We start from the raw sequence: 21583 nt of genomic DNA on the forward strand, positions 1-21583 counted from the left end.
TCATGAGCATCCCTGGCGTCGCGCGCTCCACCGAAAAGCATCACCTGCGCCCCCGTCTCCTCGCGCTCTATGCCGTCCTGATCGCGGTCAACCTCGTGGCCTGGGCGTGGGCGCTGCTCGCTTTCCGCGACCATCCGGCCCTGCTGGGCGTGGCGCTGCTGGCCTGCGGCTTCGGCCTGCGCCACGCGGTCGACGCCGACCATATCGCGGCGATCGACAATGTGACGCGCAAGCTGATGCAGACGGGCCAGCGGCCGCTGCTGGTCGGCTTCTTCTTCGCGCTCGGCCATTCGACGGTGGTGGCGCTGGCGGCGGCGGCGGTGGCCGCGACCGCCACGCTGATCGCGCGGCACTTCGAGGCCTTCCACGAGATCGGCTCGCTGATCGGCACGGCGGTTTCGACGCTGTTCCTGTTCGCGATCGCGGCGATCAATCTCGCCATCCTGCTGGCCGTCTGGCGCACCTTTCGCCATGTCCGCCGCGGCGGACGCTACGTCGAGGAGGATTTCGATCTCCTGCTGAACAGCCGCGGCCTGCTGGCGCGCCTGTTCCGGCCGCTGTTCCGGCTGATCACGCGGAGCTGGCACATGTTCCCGCTCGGCTTCCTGTTCGGGCTGGGCTTCGACACCGCGACCGAGGTCTCGCTGCTCGGCATCGCCGCCAGCGAGTCGGCGAAGGGCCTGTCGCTCTGGTCCATGCTGGTGTTTCCGGCGCTGTTCGCCGCCGGCATGACCCCGGTCGACACGACCGACGGCGTGCTGATGCTGGGCGCCTACCAGTGGGCGTTCGTCAACCCGCTGCGCAAGCTCTACTACAATCTCGTGATCACCCTGGTCTCGGTGGTGGTGGCGGTGCTGATCGGCACCATCGAGCTGCTCGGCCTGCTGGCCGACCGGTTCGGTCTGGACGGCGCCTTCTGGAGCGCCGCGCAGGCGGCCGGCGCGCATCTCAACGAGCTCGGCCTCGCGCTCGTCGCCCTCCTGGTCGCGACCTGGACGGGCTCGGTGGCGATCTGGCGCTACAAGCGTCTCGACGAGGCCGCGCCGGAGCGGCGTTCCTGACCTACGCCGCCACCATCGGCCGGTTGGAATGAAGGCTGAACCACTCGCGCTCGTCCTGGCGGAAGCGGTCGCGGATGTAGTCGATCACGACGCGGATGCGCGCGCCCTTGTTCGTCTCCTCGTGGCTCACCAGCCAGATGTCGCGGGTGATGTTGAGGTCGATCGGCGCGGCCACCACGTTCGACGATTTGGTGACGTAGTTGGGGAAGACCGAAATCCCGTAGCCGACGCGCACCGCCTCGATGGCCGCGTAGGACGAGTTGGTACGCAGGACGACGTTGTGGCTGCGTTCGACGATCTCGGTCCACGGCTTCATCGTCGGCAGGTTGTGCAGCGTCGTGTGGTCGACGATGTGATGTTCGCGCAGATCCTCGAGCCTTTGCGGGAGGCCGAACTCCTCGACGTAGTTGCGGGCCGCGAAAATCGACATGCCGAACTGGCCGACCCGCGCGGCGACGAGCTGGTTCGAGGTCGGCCGGAAGAAGCGGATGGCGAGATCGGCCTGGCGCGTGGCGAGATCGAGCACGGCGTCGCCTGCGATCACCTGGACGACGATGTCGGGATGCGCCTTGCGCAGGTCGCTGAGACGCGGCACCAGGTAGTTGGCGGCGATACCTTCGGTCGCCGCCACGCGCACCACGCCCGCCATCTCGCGGTCGAGGCCGGCCAGATGCCGCTCGATCGACGTGGCGTTGGCGAGCATCGACTCGGCCTGCACGAGCACGCCACGCGCCGCCGGTGTCACCTCCATGCCGTGGCGGTGGCGGTCGAACAGCTTGGCGCCGAGACGCCGCTCGAGCGCCTGGATGCGACGCCCGACCGTCGTCTGCTTGGTGTTGAGCTGCGTCGCAGCGGCGCTGAAGCTGCCGGTCTTGGCGACGGCCAGGAAGAACCTGACATCGTCCCAATCGCCGAGGATGTTCGGCACCTTGTTCATGCGCGGGGAACTAATCGCCATAGTAACAATCGATACAATAGGTCTTGAGTCAGAACATTTACTTTGAGAAGGCCATATGCTTTATCCTACACCATTGCTTGTGGAATGTCGTTTTCTGTCTCTTTTGTAGTGTGCTAGCCGGGCTTCTTGAGTCCCCCGGTAATTTGAGTCGCCACTCTGTATCTAGTCCTCGTATTCGTTAGTCAATCAATCCTTAGTGGTTTTTTCGATTGACGTTCGAACGGGGTACTGTGGTGGCCGTGGTTAGCACGGACAGCAAATCTACGGCCAGGTCGGGCCTGCCGGACAAGATCGGTCGCTACCTGCGCAGTCCATCGACGCGCATGGCGGCGTTCGTCGGCCTTTTGACGTATCTCAGCTATGCATACGCGCACGGCAGTTGGGCTAACCCTGCCCTGATCGGCGTGTCACTGTTCGTCGGGATATTCCTGCCGAGCTACGCCAAGCTCAGCAACAAGGCCGAGCTCTGGGCCAACAATCGTTTCGGCTTCGTGACAGGCGGCCGGCTCGGGCGGTTCATCCCACAATACATTTTCAATCTGGTGGTTTTCGCGGTGATGCTGTGGGGCGGAGCGCTCAACAAGGCAGGCATGGCGTCGGTCGGCGGCGCCGCGGGGGCGGCGCTCGTGACCACGCTCGCCTCGCAGGGCGTCCAGTATCTGGCGCTGTTCCTGTACCAGCGCGGCATCGGCGACGCGAACCGCAACGTGCTGGTCGGTCTTTCCGTGAACCTGGTGCTGACGGCGCTCGGGACGGCCGGCATTCCGCTCGCGCGCGAGGCCTTCCTGGTCGTGGGATTCGTCTTCGGCACGCTGTTGTTCGGGATCGGCCTGCTGTCCGACCTGCGCTCGAAGCTGGCTCCGAAGGGCGGGATCGGCCTGTTCTTCGGCACCTTCAACCCCTTCCACAACACGCATCTCGCGATCGTGCGCCGGGCGATCGAGCAGCGCCGCCTCGACAAGGTCATCATCCATCCGACGCTGGTGCCTCGCCTGCACGCGGAAGCCTTCCGCAAGGGCCAGATTCGCGTCGCGCGGTTGGAGAACGGCTTCCAGATCTACGACAAGACCGAGAAAGCCGACGTGAACGTCGACTATTTTCCCACTGGCCGCATGTTCCTGCCGCCCGAGACGCGCAAGGCTCTGATCGAGCTCGCGGTGGCGGAGGCGGGAATGGCCGACAAGGTCGAGGTCGCCTTCATGCGCGAGACCTACGACAGCCGGGGCTTCCAGGGAGTCATCGCGGCGGTCAAGAAGGCCCATCCTGGCGCGCGCCTGCACGGCCTGCACGGCACCGATCTCGGCGGGATGCTGGTGCGGCAAATCTATGACGAGTGTGGATGGATCTACCCTTGGCGCATCCTGCGGCGTGACAACGTCTCCGCCACCGCCATCCGTAGGGGCGCCAAGGGAATGACGTCGGGCGTCGTGACGGACGTTCTCACACAATTGTCCGCCAACGTTCCTGTAGTAGTGGCCGGCGGCCGGCGCTTCCGGAACGACAATGGCGTGCTTAGCGAGGGGGTTTAGATGACCGGGCTTATTTCGACAGCGATACCAAATCGTCCCGACGTGACGATCAAGCTCGCGTCGACGTCCGATGAGCTCATGCAATGCTATGCGTTGCGCGCCGCCGTCTACATGGGCGAGCAGCACTGTCCGTACTGGGAAGAGTTCGATGGCAACGACTATTCCGCCAGTCACCTGATCCTGTACGTCAAGGGCGAGCCGGCGGCGTGCATGCGGCTGCGCTGGTTCTCGGGCTTCGTCAAGTTCGAGCGCGCCGTCTTCCTCAAGCGTTACCGCAGCATGGGCCTCTTCCTGCCGTTCCTGTCATGGGCGAAGGAATTCGCGCGCAAGAAGGGCTATCCCAGGGTGGTCCTGCATTCGCAGCATCGGCTGTGGAAGATCATGCAGCGCGGCGGCTATCGGAAGCTCGACGACAAGGTGTTCCATTTCTCCGACCACGAGTACGGCACTTTCGTCTGCGATCTCGAAGTCGACGAGGCGACCCGGCCGACCGTGCACACCGATCCGATGGTGCTCAATCGACCGGAGGACAAGCTCGACCGGCCCGGCATCCTGGAGAAATCGATGGAGCGGACGCCGACCAATCCGCATGCGGGACGCGCGAGGCACCGGACCGCGACCACAGATCATGCCGGCCAGCGGACACATTGAAAGGGGGATGAATCATGCGAGCAGATGCGCTGAATGTCGGAGGCGAACCGGTCGTGACCAAGCTCGCCATGAAGATGGAGGACTCGCTCCAGGCCTTCGCCGTGCGGGCGGCCTGCTTCATCGGCGAGCTCGATGTGCCTTTCTCCGAAGAGTTCGACGGCCATGATTTCGGCGCCACCCACATCATCGCCTATGTGGGCGACGAGCCGGTCGGGACGGTGCGTCTGCGCTGGTTCCAGTCGTTCGCCATGCCGGAGCGGCTGGCCGTGATCCAGCGCTTCCGCGGCCACAATATCGGCAGCGTGCTGCTCGAGCGGTGCCGGGCGCAGGCCGAGGCCCGCGGCTGCAACATGCTCTACGCGCAGGCCCTGCCGCGAGACGTCGGCTACTGGGAGAAGCAGGGCTGGCGTCGGCTGGTCGCGGAGGACCCGGATGCCGGCGAGAAGCGCATCGTCGCCATGGTCAAGGCGGTGGATCCCTCCAAGCCGCTGCCCGAAATCGAGGCGCCCGAGGCGCTCGTCCTGCGCCGCGACGGCCGGCTCGATTCCACCGGCATGCCGCCCGGCACCGTCTCGAATTGAAGAAGGCGGACGCAACGCACAGCTCGCGCTACAGTGGGCCCCGGGGTAACAGGGAAATCCGTCTGAGCGGGAGCGTGGATGGGGGTGTTTGAAATCGTCGTCGAACCCAATGTCCGCCGACGGCGCGGGCGCCAGGCCCTGTCGGAGAAGAAGCGGGCTGCGGCTCTGTTCCGGGTGTGGCACGGCGTACGCGAGCTGATCGACGAGGCCGAGCGGCTGGGCGAGAACGAGCTGGTCCATTTTCTCGCCGTGGCACAGATGCTGGTCGAGGAGAAGGCGACCACGGTCACCGCCGGCGCCGCCTTCGAGGGTACGGAGGCGGGCCTGCCGAACTGAGGGCGCGCAACGGCTACCTGTGGCGCGGATCGAGCGCGTCGCGCAGACCGTCGCCCAGCAGGTTGAAGGAGAGCACGGCGGCGAAGATCGCGAGCCCGGGCCAGATCGCCATCCACGGCGCCTGGCCGATGAAGCGCTGCGCCGTGTTCAGCATGCTGCCCCAGGACGGGGCGGGCGGCTGCTGGCCGAGGCCGAGGAAGGAAAGGGCCGCCTCGGCGATGATGGCGCCGGCGACGGCCAGCGACACCTGGATCAGGAGCGGCGGCACGATGTTGGGCAGCACATGGCGCAAGGCGATGCGCCAGTGCGGGTTGCCGACGGCGCGGGCCGCCTCGACATAGTCCTCGACCTTGGCGGCGAGTGTCTGGCCGCGCGTCAGCCGCACGAACACCGGTGTCGCAGTGACGCCGATCGCGATCATGGCATTGCCGAGGCTCGGGCCGAGGAAGGCCGCCAGCGCGATGGCGAGGATCAGGAAGGGAATGGCCAGCATGGCATCGACCAGCCGCGACAGGATCGCGTCGACCCAGCCGCCGGCATAGCCCGCCAGAAGGCCGAGCGGTACGCCGAAGCCCGCGGCGATGCCGACCGAGACGACGCCGGCGCCGAGCGAGGCGCGCGCGCCCCAGACGATGCGCGACAGCACGTCGCGGCCGACCTCGTCGGTGCCGAACCAGTGTGCCCACGACGGCGGCTTGCGCACGAGGCTCCAGCTCGTGGCCGTGGGATCGTAGGGCGCGATCCACGGCGCCAGCAGAGCAACGGCGATGAACAGCAGCACCACGCCGAGCCCGATCAGCGCTCCCTTGCGCCGCCGCAGCCGCCGCCAGGCGCGGGCCCAGGGGTTTTCCTCGCGGGCTGCGAGCCCGATGTCGGCCGAAGCGGCAGTCATGGTCATGCGGACTGCGCGCATCTTGCGCGCTCATGAGCGGGCTGGAAGCCCGCCGTCCGGAAGAGTCTCTCCCAACAAAAAGTCATCCGCGCAGCCTCGGGTTCACCAGCATGTAGGCGATGTCGGCCAGCAGGTTCAGCGTGATGTAGATCGTGGACGTTACCAGCACGACGCCCTGCACCACGGCATAGTCGCGGTTGAACACCGAATCGACGATCAGCTTGCCGAAGCCCGGGATGGTGAAGACCTGCTCGGTCAGCACGGCGCCCGAGAGGAGGGTGCCGAACTCGAGCGCGCCCAGCGTGATCACCGGCGTCATGGCGTTGCGCAGAGCGTGCTTCAGCACTACGCGGCCTTCCTGCAGGCCCTTGGCGCGCGCAGTCCGCACATAGTCGGCGCCCAGCGCCTGCAGCATGGCGCCGCGTGTATGGCGCATCAGCACGGCGGCGAGCGCGTTGCCCAGCACGAATGCCGGCATGATGGTGGTGCCGAGACTTTGCCGCCAGTCCTCGCCGAGCGGCACGTAGCCCGAGGCCGGCAGCCAGCCGAGCGTCACCGAGAACAGGAAGATCAGCAGGATCCCCAGCCAGAAATTGGGCGTGCTGAGGCCCCACAGCGCGAAGACGTTGGCGGCATAGTCCCACGCCGTCTCCTTCTTCACCGCCGAGACGATACCGGCGGGGATGCCGATGCCGAGCGCGAACAGGAGAGCCATGGCGCCGAGCTGCAGGGTCACCGGCAGCTTCTCCTCGACGAGGCTCGCGACCGAGCTCTTGAGCCGCATCGACTCGCCGAGGTCGCCCGCCAGCACGCCCTTGGCCCAGAAGAGGTAGCGCACCGGCACCGGATCGTTCAGCCGGTACTGCGCGCGAATCTGCGCCAGCACCGCCGGATCGCGCTCCTCGCCCGCCATGATCAGCGCGGGGTCGCCGGGCAGGAGCTGCTGCAGCCCGAAGATCAGCATCGAGACGAGCACGATCGTCGGCACGATCTGCAGCAGCCGGCGGGTGAGGAAGGCCAGCATGGGCGGCAGCGGCGCCGCGCGGCTACTGTTTCAGCGTCAGCCCCACGACCCGCACCAGCCCGTCGGGCATCTGCACATAGCCATCGAGCTTGTCGGTATGGGCCACCAGCACCTGTGGGTGATAGAGGTAGATGATCGGCCCGCCGCCGTTCAGCACCTTGGCGGCGACCTTCTCGTAAGCCGCCTTGCGCGCGGCCTGGCTGGCGCCGGCGCGCGCCTCCTGGTGCGCGGCGTCGACCTCCTTGTCGCAATATTTGCCGTTGTTCAGCGGCTGATTGCAGACCTGGAAGGAATAGGAGTTGCCGTCCGGGTCGGTGCGGCCGCTCCAGCCGATCAGGTAGAGCTGGAAGTTGCCCTCCTCGGCCTGCTTCAGCGAGGTCGCGAACTCGGTCAGGCGGATCTTGAGATCGAAGCCTGCCTCGGCCGTCATCGACTGGAGCACCTCGGCGACCTGCCTGAGCTCGACGCCGTTCGGCACCATGAAATCGAGGGAAAGCGGCGTGGTGACGCCGGCCTCCTTCAGCAGCGCCTTCGCCTTGGCGACGTCGCGCTTGGGAATCGGGAATTTCTCCTGGTAGTACGGGTTCTGCGGGCTGACCCACTGGTTGCCCGGCACGAACTCGCCGTTGAACACCACCTGGTTCAGCGCCTCGCGGTCGATCGAGAGCTCGAGCGCGCGGCGCACGCGCGGGTCCTTGGCCAGCGGATTGTCGGCCTTCGGGCCGTTGGCGATGTTGGTGGTGAGCCCGAGATAGCCCAGCGACACCGCCTTGCTGAGCGCGAGCCTCTTGTCCTGGCGCACGGTCTTGATGTCGGTCGCGAGCACGCGCTCGATCAGGTCGAGGCCGCCCGAGCGCAGGTTGGCCAGACGCACCGTCGAATCGACGATCGGCAGGTACGTGATCCGGTCGATATGGATCTTGTCCTTGTTCCAGTAGTCGGCGAACTTCTCGACCACGATGCGGTCCTGCTGCACGCGCTCGACGAACTTGTAGGGTCCGGCGCAGACCGGATGCAGGCCGAACTTGTCGCCCGCGGCCTCCGCCGCCTTGGGGGCCACCATCATGCCGGAGCGGTCGGTGAGCTGGGCGAGCAGCGGCGCGTAGGGCTGCTTGAGATGCAGCCTGAGCGTCAGCGGATCGACCACCTCGATCGACTCGATGGCTGCGATCTCGGGCTTGCGGAACGAGCCCTTCATGGTGAGATGCCGCTCGAGGCTGTACTTGGCGGCGTCGGCGTTGAAGTCCTCGCCGTCGTGGAACTTCACGCCGGGCCTGAGCTTGATGGTGACGGTCTTGCCGTCCTGCGACGTCTCGTGGCTGAGCGCGAGCTGCGGCACGATGTTCATCTTCTGGTCGATGTCGAACAGCTTGTCGCACATCGAGGCGAAGACGATGCGCCCGACATAGGTGCGCGCCAGCGTGGGATCGAGCACGTCGGGATCCTCGGCGAGGCCGATACGCAGGCTGCTCTGCGCCGAGGCGCCGCCGATGGCTGCTGCCCAGAGCAGCAGCGTCAGCAGGGCGCGAAGAACGATGGTCATGATGCCTCCTGTGAAACGAACGCCGCCTGCAGGCGGTCGAGCCTGATGCGATCTTGATCTTGGCCGCCACCCGTTTCGAGTGGCTGCGCCTGGGGAAAGTCGGGCCACCAGGGACAGGCGGTGGCGTGGCCGTCATCGTCTTGCAGCACCGGCGCGTCGCGGCGGCAGGACTCGCGTGCATGCGGGCAACGCGTATGGAAGCGGCAGCCGGGCGGCGGCGCCATCGCGCTCGGGATGTCGCCCTCGATCAGCGTCCGCTCGCGCACCAGCGCCGGATCGGGCAGCGGCACCGCCGAGAGCAGTGCGCGGGTGTAGGGATGGCGCGGGTTGCGGAACAGCTCGTCGGCTGACGCGGTCTCGACGATCTTGCCGAGATACATGACGGCGATGCGATCGGCGATGTGCTTCACCACCGCGAGATCGTGGCTGATGAAGATGTAGGCCAACCCGAAGCGTGCCTGCAGGGCGCGCATCAGGTTGATCACCTGCGCCTGGATCGAGACATCGAGCGCGGACACGGGCTCGTCGGCCACGATCAGGCGCGGCTCGACCGCGAGCGCGCGGGCGATCGCGATTCTCTGGCGCTGGCCGCCGGAGAATTCGTGCGGGTAGCGCCGCGCGTGCTCGGGCCTGAGGCCCACCAGCTCCAGGAGCTCGGCGACGCGGGCGCGGCGGCGGGCCTCGTCGGCCGCGAGCCGGTGCAGCATCAGCGGCTCGGCGAGCATCGCGCCCACCGTCATGCGCGGATTGAGGCTGGCGTAGGGATCCTGGAAGATCACCTGGAGGCGCCGCCGCCGCGCGCGCATGGCGGCTGCGTCGAGCGACAGCAGGTCCTCGCCCTCGAACCGGACCGCACCGGCGGTCGGCTCGATCAACCGCAGCACCAGCCGGCCCACCGTCGACTTGCCGCAGCCCGACTCGCCCACCAGCGCCAGCGTCTCGCCTTCATCGACCTCGAAGTCGACGCCGTCGACGGCGCGCACATGGCCCGACGTGCGGCCGAACGCGCCGCCCGCGACCGGGAAGTGCTTCACGAGGCCGTGGACCTGGAGCAGAGAGCTCATGGGAGCGCGCAACTAGCAAGGAACAAGTCATGCGCTGCAGCCACCTCGGTGTCATCCCGAGCGTAGCGAGGGATCTTCGGCTGGCACTGTGAAAGGTCTCTCGCTGCGCTCGGGATGACACGGCTTGCTGCGACTCTTCCGGATCTCACGCATCTTGCCTGCTCATGGTCATGAGCGGGCTGGAAGCCCGAGGTCGCATGAGTCACGACAGCACCTGCCAGAGCGGGGCGCGGCGGCATCGGGTGAGATGGCCCGCGGCCACCTCCGCGAGTGGCGGGACGCGATCGCGGCAGGCCGGCTCGACGAACGGGCAGCGCGGGGCGAAGCGGCACCCGTCCGGCGGCCGCGTCATGTCCGGCACGCGCCCCTCGATCGAGGGCAGGCGCTCGCGTTTGCGGTCGAGCTTGGGGATCGAGCCCAGGAGTCCGACCGTGTAGGGGTGCTCGGGACGCGCGAACAACGCCTTCACCGGCGCGCGCTCGACGATCTGGCCGGCATACATGACCGCGACATCGTCGGCCATCTCGGCCACCACGCCGAGATCGTGGGTGATCAGGATGATGGCGGTCCCGGTGTCGCGGCGCAGGCCGCGCATCAGGTCGAGGATCTGGGCCTGGATGGTGACGTCGAGCGCGGTCGTGGGCTCGTCGGCGATCAGGAGGTCGGGCCCGCAGGCAAGGGCCATGGCGATCATCGCGCGCTGGCGCTGGCCGCCGGAGAGCTTGTGCGGATAGTCGTCGATCCGCTTCTCGGGCGACGGGATCCGCACCCGCCGCAGCATCTCGATCGCCTTCGCGCGCGCCTCGGTCGCCGAGGCATCGCTGTGGCGCCGGATCGCCTCGACGATCTGGTTGCCGATGGTGAAGGCCGGATTGAGGCTCGTCATCGGCTCCTGGAAGATCATCGCCAGCCGGGCCCCGCGCAAGTCGCGCAGCGTGCGCTTGTCGACGGCGAGCAGGTCATGGCCCTCGAACCGCACCTCGCCACTCACCGTGGAATTCTCCGGCGGCAGCAGGCCCATCACCGCAAGCGAGGTGACGCTCTTGCCGCAACCCGATTCGCCCACCAGGCCGAGCGTGCGGCCGCGTCGCAGGGCGAGGTCGATGCCATCGACGGCGCGCACGGTGCCGTCGTCGGTGGCGAAGCTCACGGCAAGCTGCTTGAGCTCGAGCAAGGGCGTGCTCATCGACGCTCCGTCGCCGGGCTCCCCTGAACGGCCGCCATGATCCTGCTGCGGTCGAAGACGCCCGCTGGATCGGCGCGCGTGGGCAGGAAGGCGCGGAACTTCGTCCAATGCTCGCGGCTCACCGCCTCCAGCCGCTCCAGCTCCTGCAGCGGCTCGGCATGATCGTCGACGCGCAGGTCGAGCTCGGAATATTCCTCCTGGCCGTAGACCACGAGCGCCGCCGACTGCTTGCCGCGCATGTCGCCGCCCGCCGCCTCGCCCGCCTTCATCGCCGCGATCAGCCGTTGCGGCAGGGGCAGACCGGCCTGCTCGCGCAGGACCCGCACCGTCTCACTCACGACCTCGGGGCCGGCCAGCATGTTGCCGGCGACGGAGAAGTCATCGCCGATCCAGTGGCCGCACCAGGGCACGCACTCGGCGCCCGTGCGCGCGGCGAACTTGCCGTCCGCACCCAGGACATGGAGCTGGCGATGCTCGCGGCCCGCGTCGGGGGCGGTGAGGAGGCGCACGATGTCGGCCGCGCCCACGCCGTCGCGCACGAGCCGACGGCCGCGCGGGCCGTAGAGCGGGTTGGTGAGGGCCTGGGTGCAGACCGCGCCCTTGCCCGGCTCGACATGCGGCACCCGCGCGCCGACGGCGAAGAATTTCGTCGCCACGGCGATGGCGATGCGGCCGGTATCACGCTCGCGCAGGATGATCGACCAGGTCATTGGGGCTCAGGCTCGCCCGGACCGCGCGCATCTTGCGCGCTCATGATCATGAGCGAGCCGGAGGCTCGCGGTCCAGAAGACGCACATCACCGTCCTGCCGCGTAGCCCTGCATGCCGCGCGGGTTGGCGGCGGCCTTGCGCCACGGATCCTCGCGCGAGGCGGCGGTGAGGCGACCTTCAGACCATTGGTCGTTGATCTCGACCTCGTGGCCGCGACGCTTCAGCTCGTCGACCGTCGCCTGCGGCACGCGGCCCTCCAGCACCAGCACGCCGGGCCGGGCGGTGCGCGGCCAGAAGGAGGAGGGGAAGTGCTCGCTGTGCCAGGCCGGCGCGTCGATCGCCTCCTGCAGGTTCATGCCGCAATGGACATGGCGCAGGAAATGCTGCGTCACCCACTGGTCCTGCTGGTCGCCGCCGGGCGAGCCCCAGACCATGTAGGGCTCACCGTCGCGATGGCAGAGCGTGGGGGTGAGCGTGGTGCGCGGCCGCTTGCCGGGCGCCAGCGAACCCGGCAGGCCTTCCTCCAGCCAGAACATCTGGCCGCGTGTGCCGAGCGGGAAGCCAAGCTCGGGGATCACCGGCGAGCCCTGCAGCCAGCCGCCCGACGGTGTCGAGGAGATCATGTTGCCGTCGCGGTCGACGATATCGAAGTGGACGGTATCGCCGCTGGTCTGGCCCATGCGGCCCACGGTCGGCTCGCCCGCACCGCTTGCCGCCACGGCGGTGCGCGAGCCCTCCGCGCGACGCAGCTTCACCACGCCGCCGTAACCCTCGACCTTGCCGGGCCGCAGCTCCAGGCTCGCCTTCGCGCGGTCGACGAGCCTGCGGCGGTCGGCGTTGTAGGCGTCGGAGAGCAGCGTCGGCATCGGCACCTCGACGAACGCGGGATCGCCGTAGAAGGCCTCGCGGTCGGCATAGGCGAGCTTGAGGCATTCGACCTGCAGATGGATGAAGTCGGCGCTGGTCGGATCCATGCCGTCGAGGTCGAAGCCCTCGAGCAAGGCGAGCTGCTGCAGCACCACGGGCCCCTGCGTCCAGGGACCGGCCTTGCACACCGTGTAGCGGCCGTAATCGTAGGTGAGCGGCGCCTCGACCGTGGCCTGCCATCGGGCGAGATCGTCGCCGGTCATCACGCCCCTGTTGCGCCGGCCCGAGACATCCATCACGTCCTGCGTGCGACAGAACCTGTCGATCGCCTCGGCGACGAAGCCCTGGCTCCAGGTCCGGCGCGCGCGCTCGATCTCCGCCTCGCGCCCGCCGCCGCCGGCCTCGGCCTCCTTCAGGATGCGCGCATAGGCGTTGCCGGCCGCCGTGTTGCAGAACAGCGAGGCCGGTTTCGGCACCTCGTCGTGGGGCAGGAACACCGCGGCGGACGTCGGCCAATGCTCGCGGAAATTGTCGGCGACGGTGGCGATGGTGGCCGAGGCGCGCTCGACCAGCGGATGGCCGTTGAGGAAGTAGCCGATGGCGGGCGAGAGCACGTCGGCGAGCCGCATCGTGCCGTAGTCGCGCAGGAGCAGCATGTAGGCGTCGAAGGTGCCGGGGACGCAAGCCGGCAGCATGCCGGTGCCGGGAATGAGGTCGAGGCCGAGGCTCTTGTAGTGGGCGATGGTGGCGCCGGCCGGCATCGTGCCTTGGCCGCAGATCACCTCGGTCTTGCCGCGCTTGACCGAATTCAGGATCAACGGCACGTCGCCGCCCGGCCCGCAGAGATGCGGCTCGACCACCTGCAGGGTGAAGGCCGTCGCGACGGCGGCGTCGAAGGCGTTGCCGCCCTTCTCGAGGATGCCCATGCCGACCGCGGTCGCGATCCAGTGGGTCGAGGCCACGACGCCGAACGTGCCCACGATCTCGGGCCGCGTGGTGAACGGGTTGGGGTTGATGAGCTTCACGGGCGCGGCCTCCCTCGACGTGCAAAAAACAGGGAGGGACCATAAGCCCGCACGCGGCGCTTCGCCAAGCGGCGCCGGCGGACCGGTCAGTCGGCCGGTTCCGGCAGGCGCATCCAGTCGGGGACCTCGGCCCGGAGCCGGGCCTCGCCCGAGATCAGCTCGCCGCCGGCCCGCACCGCATCGAGCCGCAGCAGCGCCAGCGCGCGATCGCCCGCGCCGGAGCGGACCTCGCCCACCTCCTGACCGTCGCGCTCGACCGGCGAGCCCGGCGCGGGCAGGGGGCCATCGACCTTCACCGGGAAGAGCCGCTTTCTCACGAGTCCGCGATATTTGGTGCGGGCGGTCAGCTCCTGTCCCATGTAGCAGCCCTTCTGCCAATCGACGCCGTTCAGCTCGTCGAAACCGCTTTCCAGCAGGAGCGCCTTCTCCGGCCTGAGATCGCGGCTGCCGTCCGGCACGCCGAGCGACAGGCGGAGCTTCTCGTAATCCTCCGGCGGCGCCTCCTGTGCGCCGCGCGCGGCGAGCAGCGCCGCCGCCCGGCCCGCAGGCGCCAGCACGCGCACGCCGAGCGCTGGCAGGCGCGGGTCGACGAAGGCGGCCGCCCCGTCCAGCGGAACGAGTGTCCCGACGCCGGGGCCGAACGCGACCGCGACCTCGATCGCGGCGCTGCGATCCTCGACCGTCACCCTGGAGCGCAGCTTGTAGAGCGTGAGCTTCCTGGCGAGCGCGGGCGCGCGCTCGCGCTCGGTCTCGATCAGCAGCGTACCATCACCGCCGTCGGCCACGAACATGTCGTTCAGGAACCGTCCCTGCGGCGTCAGCAGCGCCGCCCAGATCGCCCGTCCCGGCGCGACCTTCGTGGTGTCGTTGGAGATCAGCCCTTGCAGGAACGCGGCGCGATCCTCGCCGCCCACGGCAATGACCCCGCGATGAGAAAGGAGGGTGAAGGCAATCGGCATGGCCGTTCCAAGTTGGGCATCGCAGCCCCGCTTGGCAAGCCGCTCACCGCCTGCCGATCATCGCCTGGTGAACGCCGCCGCGGCGAGCGCGAGCCAACCCAGGATGAAGGCGAGGCCGCCGACCGGCGCCACGGCGCCGAGCCAGCGCGGGCCGCCCAGGGCCAGTGCGTAGAGCGCGCCGGGGAACAGGATGCTGCCGGCGAGGAACAGGATCTGCGCCGCCCGCGCCAGCCCCGCGTTCAGTTGCGCACCGTGGGCGAGCATGGCGACGGCCAGGATCGCGAGCGCATGCACGATCTCGTAGTGGCTGCCGGTCTGCAGCCATTCGCGCGCCCTGGCGCCGGCTTGCGTGCGCGTGTCAATGCCGTGCGCGGCGAAGGCGCCGACGATCACCGAGACCGCGCCGCTCAGCGCGGCGGCGACGATCCAGCCGCGATCCTGTGCATGTTTCATTGGCCGACTGCGTTGTAGGTCAATCGCCGGGCATGCGCCACTCCACTAGCGCTACTCCAGCCGGCAGTAGGGGCGGCGGCCGTCGTGCTCGACCGTGCAGGTCCAGGCGGCGGGCCGGGGCCAGCGCGCGGCGCAGGCGTCGGTGGCGGCCTGGTCGTCGGTTGCGTCGCCGCCGAGCCGCGCCAGCCGCACGCAGAGGCGGAAAAACTCGGCCTGGTTGCCGCAGGAATCGGGAATGGCGCCCGAGGCATCCTTGTCGAGGCCGAGCATCTTGCGCATCGCGCTCCAGGCCTCGGCCGAATCGTGCCAGCTCATGGTCGGGCTCTTCATGCCGTCGAGCCGGCACTGACGAAAGTGAAAGAAGTCGGTGTGGTCGTCGAGGCCCAGCCGCGCCTGCAGCGCATCGATGTCGGGCACGCCGTGCGCCAGCAGCCGGTCGCGCACCAGCAGGCGGAAGTCGGTGATGCGATCGAACAACGCCGTCGCCGCCGCCACGCCGCGCGCCACGCGGCCGTCGTAGAGCGCGAGGACCGGATCGACCAGGAGCCGCGCGCTCTTGCTGGGGTCGACCGGACATTCGGGCCAGCCGTTGCCGGGATGCGGCGTGGGAAGGGGCCGCGCGCTCTCCGCGGTGGGCGGGCAGTCGGGCGTCGCGGGATTCTTCGTGCCGTCGCGGCGCAGCAGCAGCTCGTCGATCGCGGGATCGTTGCTGATCAGGATCGCGATCGGCACCACGGGATACTGGCCGTTCTGCACCTCCGAAACGCGCGAGACCAGGTAGCGCAGCACCTCGTCGGCGGTCATGGCGCCGAAATTCTCGAACAGCCCGCCGTCGGTGACTCGGGCCCGGAGTTTGCCGGTCTCGTCCTCGAGCGCGCCACTCGGCGAGATCACCGGGAAGCGCGCGCTCATGGTGACGGCGGTGCTGACCGGGATGTCGGAATGCGTGATGTCGAAGGTGTCGTAGCGATTGACGCCGCCCGACAGGTTCTGCGGGTTGGTGGCGCCGTCCGTCCAGAAGCGGGCGTTCGACGTGATGATGCGCTTGCCCTTCTCGATCGATGTGCCGTTCAGCACCAGCAGCGGCCACGGCGAGGCGCCGCCGAACACCGAGGTGAAGCCGTCTTCCCAGGTGAAGCGCCGGTCGCCGTGACTGATTCCGCTTTGCGCCCAGGCCTGCTCCCACGCCTTCTCCAGCGCCGCGGCGCGATCGTCGGGCCGCCAGCCGGGCGGCAGCAGGAAGGGGAGCCCGAGCGCCGAGGGCAGGTCGACATAGAAGGCCATCGTAAGGGCGGGTCCCAGGAAATCGTTCTCGATCACCTTGGCGCCGTCGCGCGCGGCGTCGGCGAGGCGGGGCGAGCCTTTGCCGTCGGCGGAGGCGCGGCGGTCCGCCTCGACGATCGAGCGGAAGGTCACCGCACCCAGCGAGCCGCCCGAGACGCCGCTCAGCATGAAGAGACGGTCGGCGAAATGGTCCTCGCGGCTTGCGATCTCGCCCAGCACCTGGGTCGTCCAGAAGGCGGCGCGGCTCGCCCCGCCGGCAGTCGCGACCACGACGATCGGCGGCGCGACAACGTCGGTCGCTCCGATCGGCGGGGTGAAGGCGCGATTGGCCTGCCACCAGTCGAAGAACGCCTGCCGCAGCAGCGGCCGCTCGACCGCGACCGCGCAGCGGCGGGCGGCATCGCTCGACTGCGCGAGGCCGCGACAGGTGCGGACGTCGTGCAGGTCGCCCAGCACGAGTGGGCCGACCACGAACCAGACCAGCACCGCGCCGAAGACGGGAAAGCACAGGCGCGCGGACAGGATCACGAGCACGCTGGTCACCGGCACGATCAGGGCGAGGCCGAACAGCACCGCCGGCACGGCGCCGCGGAAGAAGGCGCTGAGGCCGACAGGATCCAATGCGACCAGCGTGTAGAAGACGGGCGAGGCGATCAGCGATGCGACGAGGACGGCGAGCGTCAGCGGATTGCACAAGCCGACGATGCGCGGGATGGGCGCGACGCTCGGGGCCAGCCAGTTGGCGATGTCCGGTGAGGAGATCAGGTTCGTGCGCTGGACCAGCGCCCGCAGCGCCGGCCGCCGCACCCAGACCAGGAGATAGAAGGCGACGGCATAGGTGGCGTAGTGCCAGGCGTCGCGGCGGAAGGCGTCGGCATGGAGGTCGTCGAGGGCGGCCGCATAGACCGTGTGCGCCTTCCAGAAGGCGTAGGCGACCGAGAAGATGCCCAGGAAGCCGATCAGGCGCGGCACGTGATCGGCCCAGAAGCCCTGCCAGCTCCGTCGCCAGGGCGGCGCGTCCGGGCCGGGCAGGGGGCAGACGAACGCATAGTCGAGCGTCGTGCGCGCCCAGTACCAGCCGAAGACGGTCCAGAACAGGACGGCGACGAAGATGCCGGAGCTGCCGTAGAGCGAGGGCGCGCCGCTTGCGATCACGATGTCGCGCGCCTGGTCGGTGAAGGCGATCAGCCCGAAGCCCGCCGCCACCGAGAGGATCGGGGCGCGGCACGCCCAGGCGACGCGCACCACCGCCATCACCGCCCACCAGCCGGACGCGAGCGTCGTCACGATCCAGTCCACCACGACACGCCAGCGCGCCATCGGTCTGCCTCCCGTACGACCGATGGTAGAGGCGATCGAGGCAGTGCGCCACTCCGGTGGCGCTCAGATGGGCCCTCTGCTCCGTCGACAAACATCGGCTCTGGCCGGCCGGCCATTCCCGGCGAAAGAGATTGACTCGGCCGGCCAAAGCCACGGCGTTGTCAGGCGACCCGACGGAGCGGGCTGGCATTCCCTCGCTGGACCGGGATGCCACGCTCACCGGGCTGCCGGTTGGGCGCATAGCCCAGCCTGGCCAGCGTTTCGTCGGCAGTCTTGTACTGGGTGCCGATCTGATAGATGCGGCGCGCATCCTCGCCGGTCGCAATCTCACGATAAAGCTCGCGCGAGATGCGCTCGACCTGCTCGACCTGGCGCACCGAGCTGATGCGCTCGCCCTTGCGTCCCCACAGGTTGTCTTCGATGCCGACGCGGACATGCAGTCCCATGGCGATCGCCATGGTGTTGACCGGCAGCACGTGACGCATGAGCGTCTCGAGGGTGAGGACCGCTCCGTCGGGCACGCGGCGGATGAACTCCATCATGTTGTAGGGACTGGGACCGTCGAGGCCGCCGCCGATGGCGACCCAGTTCAGCACCAGGGGTCCTTTGTAGATGCCGCGCCGGATCAGACGCTCGACGGTCTCCAGTTGCCCGACGTCGCCCAGCATGAAGTGCGGCTGGATGCCGGCCGCCTGCAGCCGCTTCAGGTGCTCGGCGACGAAGGCGGGGCCGGATGGAATCCACATCTCGCGATAGGCTTCGCGGTAGGCTGGCAGCGCAATGGACGTTCCGGCGACGTCGTCGTCGGTCATCAGCTCGCAGATATTCATTTGATTGGTGTTGATGGCGATCGTCACCTGGTCGGGCTTCGGCTGGAGGTCGGCCAGCATGTGACGCGTGTCGTCGTTCAGCCACTTTGCGTCCGACCCTTCGCCTTCCGGTGCAAAGGAGATCGAACCGCCGACCTGCAGCAGCATGTTCGGCACGGCCGTGCGCAACCGGTCCAACATCTCGTTGAACATCGAAAGGCGCTTGGAACCCTTGCCGTCGGCCTCGCGCACATGGACGTGCAACACAGCCGCGCCGGCGTTGTAGCAATCGACGGCCTTCTGAACCTGCTCCTCCATGGTGAGAGGGATATCGTCGGAGTCGCCGGGCAGCCATTCCGGCCCGTAGGGCGCGACCTGGATGACGAGCTTCTCCTGGTTCTCGGGCAGCAGCGAATCGTCGAGGAAATGCATGATGGTCTCCTGGGATTGAGGTGGAACTAACGCTTGGTGGAACGCTTCTGCGCCTCTCTTGCGGCCAGCTCCTCGACGAGGATCGGCACACCCAGGGCGCAGGAATGGATGCCGAGGACGCTGACGCATTGCAGAACGGCCAGGATCTCCTCCCTGGTGGCGCCGAGCTCGAGCGCCTTGCGGATATGGCGGCGCACGCCGGGCGCATAGAGATGCGTGCACGAGGCATCGACTGCGATAGCGAGGAACTCGTAGATCTTGGGGTCGATCAGGCCTGCGGCGATAGGGGTCATGGCCATGTCGAGGAACTTCTCGAGCCAGACCGGATCGAGCTCGGCCATCTCGTTCCACGCCGAATTGAAATTTCCGGTGGCGCGAAGGCGGTCGCTGACGGGCGTGGCGCTGGCGGGATTGACGGTATCGGGCATGACGTCCTCCTTCAGGCGGCGGCGACTTTGGCTGGAATGGCGTCGGCGCGGTCGAGATCGGCGGGATAGGCGCGGGCGCCCGCGATCACGACGGCTGCCGAGGCGAAGCAGAAGAGAGGCATCAGGGCGAGGGCCGTACCGAGACCGAAGGCATCGGAAAGCGCGCCGGCGATGAACGGGCCGGCGGCGAGGCCGAACAGGTTCTGCACGACCGTCACCATCGCCGCGGCCGTCGCCCGCAAGCCCGGATGGATGACGTCGATGGCGACCGAAGGCAGCGAACCCGCCGCCGATGTCATCATGAATCCCCCGGCCAGGATCATGGCGAACTGCATCGCGCCGGGCTGCAGCAGGGCGAAGGCCGGCGAGAGCAGCAGTGCCGTCATCACGATGCAGGCGGCGGGGACCAGCATCTTGGCGCGGCGATGGCCATGCGCCATGCGGTCGGCGACATATCCCCACACCACGATGCCGATGCTGGCCAGCAGAATGACCAGCGCCGACTTCATGCCGGCCTGCTCCACGTTCAAGCCGTAGAAGCGGTTGAAGTAGCTCGGCAGCCAGGCGAGCAGCGTCGACACCGGCAGGAGCTGAAGGGCGCCGCCCAGGTAAGCAGCCAGCGCCGAGCGTGGTCTGACAAGCGCGCGCAGCACGGCAGCGGCCCCCATCCTGACCGCGCCGGCATCGATCAGCGGCACCGTCCGATAGTCGCGAACCCACAGGAACACCACCGCAAGGACGAGGCCGGGAATGCCGACCACACCGAAGGCGGCTTCCCAACCCCAACGCGCGGTGACGACACCCCCGAGGACGACGCCGAGCACCGAACCGACGGATGCTGCGGCGAGAAAGCCGCCCAGGACGGTGGCGCGGCGCGAGGCGGGGAACATGCTCGTGAGCAGGGCGGCGCCCGACGAACCATAGCCGGCCTCGCCGACCCCGATCATGCCACGCGCGGCGAGGAGCTGACCGTAGTTGCGCGTGAGGCCGCAGGCGATCGTGGCGATGCTCCAGATGCCCGCCATGGCGGCAATGCTCTTCACGCGACTCCATCGGTCGGCGAACAGCGAGATGGGGAAGGAGAAGACTGCGACGGCGATCGAGACCGAGGAGACAAGCGCACCGAGCTGCTTGTCCGAGAGTCCCCAAGCGGCCTTCAACGCGGGGAACATCGCGACCACGGCCTGACGGTCGACATAGTCGAAGGTCATCAGCAGGAAGGCGATGCCGAAGGCGAACCAGGCCTGCCCGGGCGACACCAGCCAGCGTTCGCGCGGTTTCGAGACTATTTCGATGCCTGCATCGGCGGAGGCTGCGTACATGGGCGCTTCCCTTGGATTTGGTTCCCAGCGAGCGCTCATCGCCGCCGGTTGTTGGCGCCGCTTTACACGCCTGATGGCATCGGCGTTTGACAATCGGGGCCTGGTCATTTGACATTTCGGGACAGGGGCTTCCGATGACCGACCTGATCCGCAGCGCCTGCCTCTCTTCGTATCCGGAGGTAGCCCGATCGGTGGGGCTGCTGCCGATGAAGATGCTCGCGGCGGTGGGAATAGACAGTCGCTGCCTCGACGATCCCGACATCAAGATGCCGACGGGTGCACTCGGGCGACTGCTCGAAGCGTCGGCGCGCGCGGCGAAGGTCGAGGATTTCGGCCTGCGCCTCGCCGAAACCCGCTCCCTCGCGGTGCTCGGCCCGGTCGGACTACTGGTCTGCCAGGAGCCGACGGTGCGTGAAGCGATGGTGGCGCTTGCGCGCTACATACGCGTGCACAACGAGGCGATGCTCATACGCGTGGAGGAACTCGGTGACGACGCGATCATCAGCGTCGAACTGCGGCTCGCGCGACCGGCCCCTATGCGCCAAGGCATCGAACTGGCGGTGGGCGTGCTCTACCGCGTGCTGCGCTCGCTGCTGGGGCCCGGCTGGCGGCCGCTCGTGCACTTCACGCACGACGCTCCCGCCGACCGCTCGACGCACCGGCGGATCTTCGGCACGCGCGTCGAGTTCGGCCGTGACTTCAACGGCATCGTCTGCCTGCGGCGCGATCTCGATCATGCGATTCCGTCCGCGAACCCGACGCTCGCACGCTATGCGCGCCTGCAGCTCGAAGGGATGCTTGCGCGTCCGAATGCGACCCTGGAAGACAAGGTGCGGGAACTGGTACAATTGCAGCTTCCCTCGGGCCGGTGCACCATCGAGCACGTCGCCCGCCAGCTCGATCTCGACCGGCGGACCCTTCATCGCAAGCTGGCCGCTGAAGGCCGCACCTTTTCACAGATCCTCGAGTCGGTGCGGACCGAGATCGTCACGCGCATGCTGCAAAGCGGCGAGCGACCCCTGACCGGAGTTGCCGATCTGCTGGGCTTCTCCGATCTCAGTGCCTTTTCCCGGTGGTTCCGTACGCGCTTCGGTCTCAGCCCTTCGGCGTGGCGAATGAAGGTCGGTCCGCAGCGTTAATGCCGACGAG

20 protein-coding genes are annotated in these 21583 nt (G+C 68.2%); 6 read left to right on the top strand and 14 right to left on the bottom strand.

Going from position 1 to position 21583, the window contains the following annotated elements; genetic code table 11:
* Positions 1-2 precede the first annotated feature (2 nt).
* Complete coding sequence (locus tag OJF58_RS18250) at positions 3-1061, top strand: HoxN/HupN/NixA family nickel/cobalt transporter (protein ID WP_300779137.1); 1059 nt, start codon at positions 3-5, stop codon at positions 1059-1061.
* 1 nt (position 1062) lies between these two features.
* Here OJF58_RS18250 and OJF58_RS18255 read toward each other — a convergent pair whose 3' ends face one another.
* The gene (locus tag OJF58_RS18255) at positions 1063-2019 is read right to left on the bottom strand and encodes a LysR family transcriptional regulator (RefSeq protein WP_300779139.1); all 957 of its coding nucleotides are present in this window, start codon (positions 2017-2019) and stop codon (positions 1063-1065) included.
* A 239-nt stretch (positions 2020-2258) separates the two neighbouring features.
* Here OJF58_RS18255 and OJF58_RS18260 point away from each other — a divergent pair, with 239 nt between their 5' ends.
* The 4 genes from OJF58_RS18260 (at position 2259) to OJF58_RS18275 (ending at position 5116) form a co-directional block, all read left to right on the top strand.
* Complete coding sequence (locus OJF58_RS18260; RefSeq protein ID WP_300779141.1) at positions 2259-3548, top strand: hypothetical protein; 1290 nt, start codon at positions 2259-2261, stop codon at positions 3546-3548.
* A complete protein-coding gene (locus OJF58_RS18265) occupies positions 3549-4199 on the top strand; it encodes a hypothetical protein (RefSeq protein WP_300779142.1) in 651 nt (216 codons plus the stop codon).
* A 14-nt stretch (positions 4200-4213) separates the two neighbouring features.
* Positions 4214-4780: a GNAT family N-acetyltransferase gene (locus OJF58_RS18270; protein WP_300779143.1), complete on the top strand. Its 567-nt coding sequence runs from the start codon at positions 4214-4216 to the stop codon at positions 4778-4780.
* 78 nt (positions 4781-4858) lie between these two features.
* The gene (locus tag OJF58_RS18275; protein ID WP_300779144.1) at positions 4859-5116 is read left to right on the top strand and encodes a hypothetical protein; all 258 of its coding nucleotides are present in this window, start codon (positions 4859-4861) and stop codon (positions 5114-5116) included.
* 13 nt (positions 5117-5129) lie between these two features.
* Here OJF58_RS18275 and OJF58_RS18280 read toward each other — a convergent pair whose 3' ends face one another.
* The 13 genes from OJF58_RS18280 to OJF58_RS18340 all read right to left on the bottom strand — a co-directional run bounded on the left by OJF58_RS18280 (position 5130) and on the right by OJF58_RS18340 (position 20434).
* Positions 5130-6008, bottom strand: coding sequence for an ABC transporter permease (locus OJF58_RS18280; protein WP_300785318.1), 879 nt, complete (start codon positions 6006-6008; stop codon positions 5130-5132).
* Positions 6009-6090: 82 nt separating this feature from the next.
* Positions 6091-7032, bottom strand: a complete 942-nt coding sequence (locus OJF58_RS18285; RefSeq protein WP_300779146.1) for an ABC transporter permease — start codon at positions 7030-7032, stop codon at positions 6091-6093.
* 22 nt (positions 7033-7054) lie between these two features.
* On the bottom strand, positions 7055-8575 hold the full coding sequence (locus OJF58_RS18290) for an ABC transporter substrate-binding protein (protein ID WP_300779147.1): 1521 nt from the start codon (positions 8573-8575) through the stop codon (positions 7055-7057).
* Entirely contained in the window at positions 8572-9639 is a 1068-nt protein-coding gene (locus tag OJF58_RS18295) for a dipeptide ABC transporter ATP-binding protein (RefSeq protein ID WP_300779148.1), read from the bottom strand. The genes OJF58_RS18290 and OJF58_RS18295 overlap by 4 nt, the downstream gene beginning before the upstream one ends.
* Before the next feature lie 202 nt (positions 9640-9841).
* Positions 9842-10825: an ABC transporter ATP-binding protein gene (locus tag OJF58_RS18300; protein WP_300779149.1), complete on the bottom strand. Its 984-nt coding sequence runs from the start codon at positions 10823-10825 to the stop codon at positions 9842-9844.
* Positions 10822-11535 carry a DUF1028 domain-containing protein gene (locus OJF58_RS18305; RefSeq protein ID WP_300779150.1) on the bottom strand — a complete coding sequence of 238 codons (714 nt, stop codon included), beginning with the start codon at positions 11533-11535 and terminating at the stop codon, positions 10822-10824. Before OJF58_RS18305 ends, OJF58_RS18300 begins: the two co-directional genes overlap by 4 nt.
* Before the next feature lie 86 nt (positions 11536-11621).
* Positions 11622-13427 (bottom strand): gamma-glutamyltransferase family protein, encoded by a 1806-nt coding sequence (locus OJF58_RS18310; RefSeq protein ID WP_300779151.1) that lies wholly within the window; start codon positions 13425-13427, stop codon positions 11622-11624.
* Between the two features lie 86 nt (positions 13428-13513).
* Positions 13514-14386, bottom strand: a complete 873-nt coding sequence (locus OJF58_RS18315) for a folate-binding protein (RefSeq protein ID WP_300779152.1) — start codon at positions 14384-14386, stop codon at positions 13514-13516.
* 57 nt (positions 14387-14443) lie between these two features.
* Positions 14444-14839 carry a DUF423 domain-containing protein gene (locus OJF58_RS18320; protein WP_300779153.1) on the bottom strand — a complete coding sequence of 132 codons (396 nt, stop codon included), beginning with the start codon at positions 14837-14839 and terminating at the stop codon, positions 14444-14446.
* Between the two features lie 51 nt (positions 14840-14890).
* Positions 14891-17443 (bottom strand): hypothetical protein, encoded by a 2553-nt coding sequence (locus OJF58_RS18325; protein WP_300779154.1) that lies wholly within the window; start codon positions 17441-17443, stop codon positions 14891-14893.
* 161 nt (positions 17444-17604) lie between these two features.
* The gene (locus tag OJF58_RS18330) at positions 17605-18684 is read right to left on the bottom strand and encodes a 3-keto-5-aminohexanoate cleavage protein (RefSeq protein ID WP_300779155.1); all 1080 of its coding nucleotides are present in this window, start codon (positions 18682-18684) and stop codon (positions 17605-17607) included.
* 26 nt (positions 18685-18710) lie between these two features.
* Positions 18711-19112, bottom strand: coding sequence for a carboxymuconolactone decarboxylase family protein (locus OJF58_RS18335; RefSeq protein ID WP_300779156.1), 402 nt, complete (start codon positions 19110-19112; stop codon positions 18711-18713).
* A gap of 11 nt (positions 19113-19123) precedes the next feature.
* Complete coding sequence (locus OJF58_RS18340) at positions 19124-20434, bottom strand: MFS transporter (RefSeq protein ID WP_300779158.1); 1311 nt, start codon at positions 20432-20434, stop codon at positions 19124-19126.
* A gap of 134 nt (positions 20435-20568) precedes the next feature.
* Between OJF58_RS18340 and OJF58_RS18345 the strand changes: the two genes are divergently transcribed.
* Positions 20569-21573, top strand: coding sequence for an AraC family transcriptional regulator (locus OJF58_RS18345; protein WP_300779159.1), 1005 nt, complete (start codon positions 20569-20571; stop codon positions 21571-21573).
* The last annotated feature ends 10 nt before the right edge of the window (positions 21574-21583 follow it).

Origin of the sequence: Enhydrobacter sp. (assembly GCF_030246845.1) — a bacterium.
Taxonomy (GTDB): domain Bacteria; phylum Pseudomonadota; class Alphaproteobacteria; order Reyranellales; family Reyranellaceae; genus Reyranella.